Genomic DNA, 9,411 nt, shown 5'->3' with positions numbered 1-9,411 from the left:
GAGAACAGGGTGGGGGCATTGCTGGCAATCACCAGCCCGCGCACAATCAGGCAGGTGTACAGGGTGAGCAGCACCAGGCAGCCCAATAGCCCGAATTCCTCGGCCAACACGGCAAAAATAAAGTCGGTCGTGCGCTCTGGGATAAACTCCAAATGGGTTTGCGTGCCTTGCAAAAAGCCCTTGCCCGTGAACCCACCCGAGCCCACGGCCACGGTGGATTGAATAATATGGAACCCCTTGCCCAGCGGGTCTTGCGTGGGGTCAAGCAGGGTGAGCACACGCTGGCGCTGGTAGTCGTGCATCAAGGTCCAAAACACGGGCAGACTGGCCACAAACATCACACTCAAGGCCGCCAGCACCTTCCATGACAAACCTGCAAAGAAGATCACAAAAAACCCAGACCCCAACACCAACAAAGCGGTGCCCAGGTCGGGCTGTTTCAGGATGAGCACCCCGGGTATGGCCAGCAAAATGGTGGCCACGGCGAATTCTCGCCAGCTTGAAATGTTTTCCCGTTGTTGAAAAAACCAGGCCAGCATCAGCGGCATGGATATTTTCATGATCTCCGAGGGCTGGATTCGAATGACTCCGAGGTTCAACCAGCGCTGTGCGCCCTTCGAAATGTCTCCGACCAGCTCAACAGCAATCAGCAATATGACGCCAATCACGTACAGGGGCAGAGCCAGCCGCATCAGGGTTTGGGGCTTGATGTTGGCAGTTACCCACATCACCATAAATGCAATCAGCAGGTTTCGGCTGTGGGAGGCAAAGCGACCCTCAAAGTCGTAGGCGGCGCTGAATTGCGTAATCAGCGCAAAAATCACCAAAGTGAGCAAAATCGCGCTGAGCACAGGGTCAAACACGGTGAAATAAGGGCGAATGCGTGGCCAAAAAGGTTCGCGTTGAATGGCACGTTTCATGGCGTGGCCCCTTCTGTATTGACCATGGGTGCGGGCAGCACCAAGGGCGGGTTGTCCTGCGCTTGTAGGGCCCAGTATTCGTCAAGCACTCTTTTGACCGCGGGAGCAGCCGATTGGCTGCCAAACCCGGCGTTCTCAACTATCGCGGCCAATGCGATACGAGGTTGATCAATTGGCGAAAACGCAATAAACCATCCGTGGTCGCGCAAACGCTCAGCCGCTTCAGCCCGGTCTTTGTAGCGTTCGCCCTGCTTCAACCCAAACACCTGGGCTGTACCGGTTTTCCCTGCCACGGGGTATTTTGTGTTTTGAAACACGAGCCGCGCAGTGCCCTCCAGCACAGCACCATGCATGCCCTTTTTGACCGACGCCACATGCTCGGGTCGCAAGTTGATTTGGTTGAAAGCCTCCAGCGGTTTTTCGATGACCTCGCCTGTCACGGGGTTCTGGAATGCGCGCACCAAGCGTGGTGTGGCCCGCATGCCGCCGCTGGCCAGCACAGCGGTGGCATGCGCCAGTTGGAGTGGCGTGTAGTTGTTATAGCCCTGACCAATTGCGACTGAGATGGTTTCACCAGAATACCAGCGCCGTGTTTCTGCCGTCCTAAACGCTTTGTTTTTCCAGTCCCGTGAGGGAAGCACACCAGAACGCTCACCGTCCAGGTCAATGCCTGTGGGGGATCCAAAGCCAAACTGGGCCATGAATTCCGAAATGATGTCGATACCCATTTCGCTGCCAAGCAAGTAGTAATAGGTGTTGCACGATTCCGCGATGGATTTGTACATGTCCACCAAGCCATGGCCGCCGATTTTGTCGTCCATGAAGCGGCGCGCGCCAAAATCAAAATAGCCCGGGTCGCGCAGTGTTTGCGAGGCTGTGCGAAACCCTTTGTCCAGCGCGGCCAATGCCATGAATGGTTTAAAGGTGGAACCCGGTGGGTAAGTGCCCGTTAGCGGTCGGTTCAGTAGTGGGCGGTCTATGCTTTCGTTCAGCGCCTTCCAGTTTTCGGAATCAATCCCTTCGACAAACAGGTTGGGGTCAAAGGCGGGTGCGCTCACCATGGCCAGCACATCGCCGTTGCGCGGGTCGATGGCGACCAGGGCGCCACGTTTGCCTTCCAGGGCTTTTTCCGCGGCCTCTTGCAGGCGAATATCAATCGACAACATCAGGTTTTCGCCAGGGATGGCGGGGGAGCGGGACAACACGCGCACCGCGCGCCCGCCGGCAGAGGTCTCAACTTCTTCGAACCCGGTTTTGCCGTGTAGCTGGGACTCGTATCGCTTTTCCAGTCCGTCTTTACCGATGTAGACGGTGCCGCGATAGTTGTTTTCTTCGCCCAGTTCCTCAATGCGCTCCTGGTCCCTGGCCGAAATTCGCCCAATGTAACCCAGCATGTGCGCAGCAAAAGACCCATAAGGATATTGGCGGAACAAGCGGGCGCGAATCTCCACCCCAGGGAAGCGGAAGCTCTGCACCGCAAAGCGGGCCACTTCCTCGTCGGTCAGGCGGGTGCGAATGGGGATGGATTCAAACCGTTTCGATTCGTAGCGCAGCTTTTTAAAACGCCGCCGGTCCAGCGAGGAAATTTCTACGATTTTGCCCAACTCGTCGATGAGTTCATCGAGCTTGTCGATCTTCGAGGGCGTGATCTCCAAGGTGTAGGCCGAATAATTGTTGGCCAGCACCACGCCGTTGCGGTCCATGATCAAACCACGGTTGGGCACCAAGGGCACAATGGTAATGCGGTTGTCTTCGGCCTTGGATTGATATTTTTCGTAACTGATCACCTGCAGCCACAGCAGCCTTGCGATCAAGATCATGAACAAAAGCACCACAAACAAGCCGGCTAGAAACAGTCGAAACCGAAACTGTTTCAGCGATTGTTCGGGATGATTGAACTCGGTCATATCGGGCGGTCGTTGTCGCGGTTTTCAGGTAATTTTTGAGGGGCCAGCAACAGGAACTGTGCCAAAGGCCACAGCGCGGCGGTCAGCACACTTTCTAAAAAGATCCATGGCCCTGGAAAATCTCCGCCAAACATCACCCGAATCACCACGGTGATGGCCTGGGCAGCCAGCAGCAGCGGAAAAATATGGGCCGCCTGCATCAGCGGCGAAAACCAGAGCACGCGCCGATGAATGGTGATCGCAAAATAAGACAGCAGCGTGTAGGCCAGCGCGTGTTCACCAAACACGCTGGCAGAATGAACATCCACCGCCACCCCAAAGCACCACGCCGCGCCAATGCCAATTCGCCTGGGCTGGCGAATATTCCAGAACACCAACACCAAGGCCAGGAAGTCTGGGGTAATCCATGTCCGGTCCACTGGCACAAATTTCATGAGCAAGGCCACAAACAGCGAAAAAGCCATAAACCACGGGTTGGCTGGCCGCAGAATTTCTGACGCCGACATGGGGTTAACGGCCATTTCCACCTCCTGCAGTGCTGGTCTTGGGCTTGCTGCCATTGGGCAGCGCCTTGTCTGAATTGGCCGTAGGACTGGTGGTGGGGTTCTGCTTGGATGGGTTGGGTGCCTGTGGAACCACAGCAGCCGCCTCACCGGCAGGCAGTTCTTCGCGGAAGGTGTCAAGCACCAGCACAAAACGATGCCGCTCTACGCCCGCGATGGGTTCGCAAAATATGCTGGCGAAGGCGTAGCGGGAGTTCCGCTCAACTCGCAACACTCGGGCCACCGGAATGCCACGGGGATATACGCCGTCCAGCCCCGACGTCACCAGCAGGTCGTTTTCTTCAATGTCCGCATTGGCCGCCATGAAGCGCAATTCCAGCAGGCCGCCGTCCAGGCCCCCATACGCCACGCTACGCAGCCCGTTGCGCAAACTCTCTACCGGGATAATCTGCTCTTTGTCGGTGATCAAGGACACTTCTGCCCGGCTGGGGAAAGACCGTGTGACCTGGCCCAGCAGGCCCAACTCGTCAATCACGGGCATGCCTTCGCGAACCCCTTGAATCAAGCCCTTGCCAATGATGATTTTTCTTGAAAACGGATCCCGGGCATCGCTCACAATTTCGCTCAGGATGGAGCGTTTGACTTGCAGCGTCGATCCCACGCCCAGCAACTTGCGCAGCTTTTCGTTCTCGGCTTTTAAGGTTTGCAGTTCATGCAAGCGCTGTTTGTCTTGAAGCTGAATCTTGGTGAGTTCTTGGTTTTCTTGCTTCAGGGTGTCCAGTGTGGTGAGGTATTCGCCAATGCCCGTGCTGAACTCCACAGGCAGGCCCGCGATGCGCTGAACAGGGTACAAGGCGGTGCCCACGGCTTGGCGAACGATCTCCATGGCACCGTAGCGGGCGTCCAGAAACAGCAAACCCACCGACAAAGCCACAAAAAAAGCCAGGCGTACCCTCGCCGATGGGCCTTGCTTGAACAGTGGTGGCGGGGTGTACTCCATAAGCTTTCAAAAAGGAGTTGGCCCGAATCGCTTTGTGCGTCGGGCCGCCTCTGTTTGTCCATGCGTGCCCCCGGGTGTGGAGGCGCGGGCGTTACTCGCTGGTAAAAATGGTTCCCAGTTTGTCCATGCGCTCAAGGGCCAAACCACAACCGCGCACCACGCAAGTCAGCGGGTCTTCGGCCACATGCACGGGCAAGCCGGTTTCTTCCATCAGCAGGCGATCCAGGTCGCGCAGCAAAGCGCCACCGCCGGTCAACATCATGCCGCGTTCAGCGATGTCGGCGCCCAGTTCGGGTGGAGTTTGCTCCAGCGCCGATTTAACCGCCGATACAATCGCGTTCAGTGGCTCGGTGAGCGCTTCCAGAATTTCATTGGAAGAAATGGTGAAGCGGCGCGGAATGCCCTCGGACAGGTTGCGACCTGTCACTTCCATGTCTTTCACTTCCGAACCCGGGAAAGCCGAACCAATTTGTTTCTTGATGGCTTCAGCCGTGGGTTCGCCGATCATCATGCCGTAGTTGCGGCGAATGTAGCTGATGATGGCTTCGTCGAATTTGTCGCCGCCCACGCGCACGCTGCCTGCGTACACCATGCCACCCAAAGAAATAATACCCACCTCCGTGGTGCCACCGCCGATGTCCACCACCATGGAGCCAGAGGCCTCAGACACCGGCAAGCCGGCGCCGATGGCCGCAGCCATGGGCTCTTCGATGAGGTAAACCTGGGAAGCCCCCGCACCCAGTGCGCTTTCGCGAATGGCCCGGCGTTCCACTTGGGTAGAGCCACAGGGCACGCAGATGATGATGCGCGGGCTGGGGGAGAACAGACGGCTCTCGTGAACCATCTTGATGAATTGCTTGAGCATTTGCTCGGTCACGGTGAAGTCGGCGATCACGCCGTCTTTCATGGGACGAATGGCCTCAATGTTGCCCGGCACCTTGCCCAGCATCTGTTTGGCTTCAAGACCCACGGCCGTGATGGTTTTTTTGCCGTTGGGGCCGCCTTCCTGGCGAATGGCAACCACCGAGGGCTCGTCAAGCACGATGCCCTTGGTGCGGGCGTAAATCAGGGTATTGGCCGTGCCCAAATCGATGGCCAAATCATTGGATAAATAGCTGCGTAGAAACCCAAACATGGTGATGTTCTAACCTGTAACGTGTGGTTGGTGAGCCGCCAAGCCCTTGTGGCTCAAAGTTGTCCTGGTGTACGGTGCGACGCGCCACTAATTGTGAGACTTCAAAGCGCAAGTGACGTAGACGCTGATGATAACCTATAAAATAAGCACTCTTTGACTGAAACAGACTTTCACCAAGCGGCTTTTGCATCGTTTAGAGGCGATGTTCCAGCCAGTCCTCAAGTGGAGAATTCCCATGTCCCTGGATTCCGGGCAAATCGCAAAAATCGCCACCTTGTCGCGTCTTAAGTTGACGCCACAACAAGCGGAGTTGCTAGAACCCCAGTTGAACAACATCATGCAACTGGCCGATCGCCTGCAAAGCCAAAACACCGAGGGCGTTGAACCCCTGTCGCACCCGCTGGCCATGATTCAAACCGTGGCGCTGGCCTTGCGCGAGGATCAAGTCACAGAAAACGATCAGCGCGAAGCCAACATGGCCAATGCACCTGCAGCCGAACGCGGTCTGTTCCTGGTGCCCAAGGTCATCGAATAAACCTGGTGTTGTTTCCAATTTCTTTTGTGGTTTAAAACATGTCTTCCCCCTTGCACACCATTGCCCAACTGCGCAGCCTGCTGGACCAAAAAAAGGCCAGTGCCACCGAATTGGCCCAAGAGGCGCTTCGTGCGGCGCGCGCTCAATCCAGTTTGAACGCATTCGTGGACATTCAGGATGACCTCACCCTAGCCCAGGCCCGAGCTGCTGATCAGCGGCTGGCGGCCGGTGAGTCTTCCGCCTTGCTGGGCATTCCCACGGCACACAAAGATATTTTTGTGACCCAAGGGTGGGCGAGCACAGCGGGTTCCAACATGCTCAAGGGTTACAAAAGCCCCTTTGATGCCGAGGTCGTGTCCCGCTTGAATGCGGCTGGCATGGTCAATGTGGGCAAGCTCAACTGCGATGAGTTTGCCATGGGCTCGTCCAACGAAAAAAGCGCTTTTGGCCCCTGTTTAAACCCCTGGGATACCCAGGCCGTGCCCGGTGGCTCCTCCGGCGGGTCGGCGGTGGCCGTGGCTTCCGGGGTGGTGCCTTGTTCCACGGGCACCGACACCGGTGGGTCCATTCGCCAGCCGGCGTCCCTGTGTGGCATCACCGGCATCAAGCCCACTTACGGCAGTTGCAGCCGCTACGGCATGATTGCCTATGCCAGTAGCCTGGACCAAGCCGGCCCCATGGCCCGCAGTGCTCACGATTGTGCGCTCATGCTCAACGCCATGGTGGGCTTCGACCCCAAAGACAGCACCAGCGTTGCGCGTCCCGCACACCAAGAAGATTTTACGGCGGGCTTTGGCAAGCCGCTTCGCAACGGCGATGCGGCCAAACCCCTGGCGGGTCTGCGCGTGGGGTTGCCGGCCGAATTTTTTGGCGATGGGTTGGCCAGCGATGTGCGCGCGCCGCTTGACGATGCGCTCAAACAATTGCAATCCATGGGCGCCACTCTGGTCAACATCACCCTGCCTCGCACCGAGTTGTCCATCCCGGCTTACTACGTGATTGCCCCCGCAGAGGCCAGTTCCAACCTGTCGCGGTTTGACGGGGTGCGTTACGGTCACCGAGCCGAGCAATACACCGACCTCAAGTCCATGTACGAAAACTCCCGAAGCGAGGGCTTCGGCCAGGAAGTGCAGCGCCGCATCATGGTGGGCACCTATGTGCTTTCGCATGGCTATTACGATGCCTATTACCTGCAAGCGCAGAAGGTTAGGCGTTTGATCGCCCAAGATTTTCAGGTGGCCTTCCAGCAATGCGATGTGATTGCCGGGCCAGTCAGCCCCACGGTCGCATGGAACATCGGGGAACTGAATGCAGACCCTGTGCAAATGTATTTGGCCGACATTTACACCCTGGGCGCCAGCCTGGCCGGTTTGCCGGGCATGAGTGTGCCAGTTGGCTTTGGCGCGAAAAATCGCCCGGTGGGCATGCAACTCATAGGCAACTATTTCAAAGAGGCTGATCTGTTGGCGCTGGCAGACCACTACCAGCAAACCACCGATTGGCACCTTCGCACACCGTTTTAAGAGGTTCGCACCATGCAATGGGAAATCGTGGTGGGTTTAGAAACCCACGCCCAGTTGATGACCAAATCAAAAATTTTCTCCGGCGCCAGCACCGCCTTTGGCGCGCAACCCAATGCACAGGCTTGCGCGGTGGATTTGGCCTTGCCCGGCGTGCTGCCAGTGATGAACAAAGGCGCGGTGGAGCACGCCATCCGATTTGGCTTGGCGGTGGGCGCCAAAGTCGCCGAGTACTCTGTGTTTGCCCGCAAAAACTATTTCTACCCCGACCTGCCCAAGGGCTATCAAATTAGCCAATTTGAAATTCCAGTGGTGCAGGGTGGTTCAGTCAGCTTTTTGGTCGGCGAGCACATGAAAACCGTGCGCCTCACCCGGGCCCACCTCGAGGAAGACGCAGGCAAAAGCCTGCACGAAGATTTTGCAGGCCAGTCGGGCATCGACTTAAACCGTGCGGGCACTCCCTTGCTAGAAATCGTGACCGAGCCCGACATGCGCAGCGCCGATGAGGCGGTGGCTTACGCCAAAGCCTTGCACACCTTGGTCACCTGGCTCGGCATTTGCGATGGCAACATGCAAGAAGGCAGCTTCCGCTGCGATGCCAACGTGTCGGTTCGCCCCAAGGGGCAAGAAACATTTGGCACGCGCTGCGAAATCAAAAACCTCAACAGCTTCAAATTTTTGCACGCTGCCATTGTGTACGAGGCCCAGCGGCAAATCGAAATCATCGAAGATGGCGGCGTGATCAAGCAAGAAACACGGCTTTACGACCCCGATCGAAATGAAACGCGCTCCATGCGCAGCAAAGAAGATTCTGAGGACTACCGATATTTCCCCGATCCGGATCTGCCGCCACTGACGATTGCCAGCGCATGGATTGACGAGGTGAAAGGTCGCATGCCCGAGCTGCCCGCGCAAAAGCAAGCGCGTTACGAGACCGACCTGGGCCTTCCTACCTACGACGCCGTCACACTGACCGCCAGTCGCGCCATGGCCGATTACTTCGAGGCTGCTTTGGCGGAGACCGGCCCATCGCATGCCAAACCCTTGGCCAACTGGTTGCTGGGCACCTTCTCGGCTGCCCTCAACCGGCAAGATCAAACGCCCGACCAGGCGCCAGTCAAGCCAGCCCACATCGCGGGCATCATTAAACGCATCGCCGATGGCACCTTGAACAACAAAACCGCCAAGCTCGTGTTTGATGCCTTGTGGGACGGTGAGTTTAACGACGTGGACGCTTGCATCAAGGGCAAAGGGCTGGAACAAATTTCTGACAGTGGCGCCGTTGAAAAAATGATTGACGACGTGCTGGCTGCGCACCCTGGGCCCGTGGCCGAGTTCAAGGCCGGTAAAGAGGCTTCGTTCAACTTCCTGGTGGGGCAGGTTATGCGCGCTGCAAAGGGAAAGGCCAACCCGGCGCAGGTCAACGACATCCTCAAGCGCAAATTGAATACTTGACGAATGGTCTGCTGAGGCGAGCATGTCCGTGGATGTTCTGGGTCTAGGCCTAGCATCAGCCAGCGCATAGGTTAGTCGCGCAGCATGGTGGTGCCGGGGCGTCCCAAGCCCCTTGGCCTGGGATCAGCCCGTATATCCCTTCTTGTCCCTTCCGAGGGGGCATGCAAGGCGAAAATGTCGCCATTGCATCCGATTCGGTTTCCCGCCAAGCGGGGGCTTGGTCGGGAAACACGCCTCGGCCCCTCGGTGTGGGCCAAACCGGGCGGGCTGCCCTGAATCGGCCTGCGCGGCCCGCGCCACCCCAGCCCCGGCGCTGCGCTTGGCCACGCCGGTGATTCGCGTAGCCGAAGTCCACGCACACGCTGCAGCAAAGCCATGCTCGCATGCCACCTGAGCCGCCTTCGCTTGCCCAGAAGCCAGCAGGGGCCATTGCCCC

Annotated in this window: 9 protein-coding genes; 3 read left to right on the top strand and 6 right to left on the bottom strand. The window is 57.7% G+C overall.

The window, feature by feature from the left end:
• The 5 genes from ACEQU8_RS01755 to ACEQU8_RS01735 all read right to left on the bottom strand — a co-directional run.
• Positions 1-920 (bottom strand): FtsW/RodA/SpoVE family cell cycle protein (locus ACEQU8_RS01755; protein ID WP_370261053.1); only part of this gene is annotated, 920 nt, incomplete at its 3' end.
• Complete coding sequence (gene mrdA / locus ACEQU8_RS01750; RefSeq protein WP_370261051.1) at positions 917-2,827, bottom strand: penicillin-binding protein 2; 1,911 nt, start codon at positions 2,825-2,827, stop codon at positions 917-919. The genes ACEQU8_RS01755 and mrdA, both read right to left, overlap by 4 nt.
• Positions 2,824-3,348: a rod shape-determining protein MreD gene (gene mreD / locus ACEQU8_RS01745; protein WP_370261050.1), complete on the bottom strand. Its 525-nt coding sequence runs from the start codon at positions 3,346-3,348 to the stop codon at positions 2,824-2,826. The genes mrdA and mreD overlap by 4 nt, the downstream gene beginning before the upstream one ends.
• Entirely contained in the window at positions 3,338-4,330 is a 993-nt protein-coding gene (mreC, locus tag ACEQU8_RS01740; RefSeq protein WP_370261049.1) for a rod shape-determining protein MreC, read from the bottom strand. The genes mreD and mreC overlap by 11 nt, the downstream gene beginning before the upstream one ends.
• A 91-nt stretch (positions 4,331-4,421) precedes the next feature.
• Entirely contained in the window at positions 4,422-5,465 is a 1,044-nt protein-coding gene (locus ACEQU8_RS01735) for a rod shape-determining protein (protein WP_008248080.1), read from the bottom strand.
• A 235-nt stretch (positions 5,466-5,700) separates the two neighbouring features.
• On the opposite strand from ACEQU8_RS01735, the gene gatC reads away from it, so the two are divergent.
• The 3 genes from gatC to gatB are packed head-to-tail and all read left to right on the top strand — an operon-like array spanning position 5,701 to position 8,975.
• Positions 5,701-6,000, top strand: coding sequence for an Asp-tRNA(Asn)/Glu-tRNA(Gln) amidotransferase subunit GatC (gene gatC / locus ACEQU8_RS01730; RefSeq protein ID WP_370261047.1), 300 nt, complete (start codon positions 5,701-5,703; stop codon positions 5,998-6,000).
• Between the two features lie 38 nt (positions 6,001-6,038).
• A complete protein-coding gene (gatA, locus tag ACEQU8_RS01725) occupies positions 6,039-7,523 on the top strand; it encodes an Asp-tRNA(Asn)/Glu-tRNA(Gln) amidotransferase subunit GatA (RefSeq protein WP_370261046.1) in 1,485 nt (494 codons plus the stop codon).
• A gap of 12 nt (positions 7,524-7,535) precedes the next feature.
• Positions 7,536-8,975, top strand: coding sequence for an Asp-tRNA(Asn)/Glu-tRNA(Gln) amidotransferase subunit GatB (gene gatB, locus ACEQU8_RS01720; RefSeq protein ID WP_370261045.1), 1,440 nt, complete (start codon positions 7,536-7,538; stop codon positions 8,973-8,975).
• A gap of 123 nt (positions 8,976-9,098) precedes the next feature.
• On the opposite strand, the gene ACEQU8_RS01715 is transcribed toward gatB, so the two are convergent.
• A partial coding sequence (locus ACEQU8_RS01715; RefSeq protein ID WP_370261043.1) for a hypothetical protein occupies positions 9,099-9,411 on the bottom strand: 313 nt, incomplete at its 5' end.

This window comes from Limnobacter sp., from assembly GCF_964228395.1.
Taxonomy (GTDB): Bacteria; Pseudomonadota; Gammaproteobacteria; order Burkholderiales; family Burkholderiaceae_B; genus Limnobacter.
Note: the sequence above shows the minus strand (reverse complement) of the source record. Positions and strands in the feature narration are given on the sequence as shown.

Coding starts and splice junctions, on each gene's coding strand:
- mrdA (WP_370261051.1), bottom strand. CDS start 2,827: ATGACCGAGTTCAATCATCCCGAACAATCGCTGAAACAGTTTCGGTTT.
- mreD (WP_370261050.1), bottom strand. CDS start 3,348: ATGGCCGTTAACCCCATGTCGGCGTCAGAAATTCTGCGGCCAGCCAAC.
- mreC (WP_370261049.1), bottom strand. CDS start 4,330: ATGGAGTACACCCCGCCACCACTGTTCAAGCAAGGCCCATCGGCGAGG.
- ACEQU8_RS01735 (WP_008248080.1), bottom strand. CDS start 5,465: ATGTTTGGGTTTCTACGCAGCTATTTATCCAATGATTTGGCCATCGAT.
- gatC (WP_370261047.1), top strand. CDS start 5,701: ATGTCCCTGGATTCCGGGCAAATCGCAAAAATCGCCACCTTGTCGCGT.
- gatA (WP_370261046.1), top strand. CDS start 6,039: ATGTCTTCCCCCTTGCACACCATTGCCCAACTGCGCAGCCTGCTGGAC.
- gatB (WP_370261045.1), top strand. CDS start 7,536: ATGCAATGGGAAATCGTGGTGGGTTTAGAAACCCACGCCCAGTTGATG.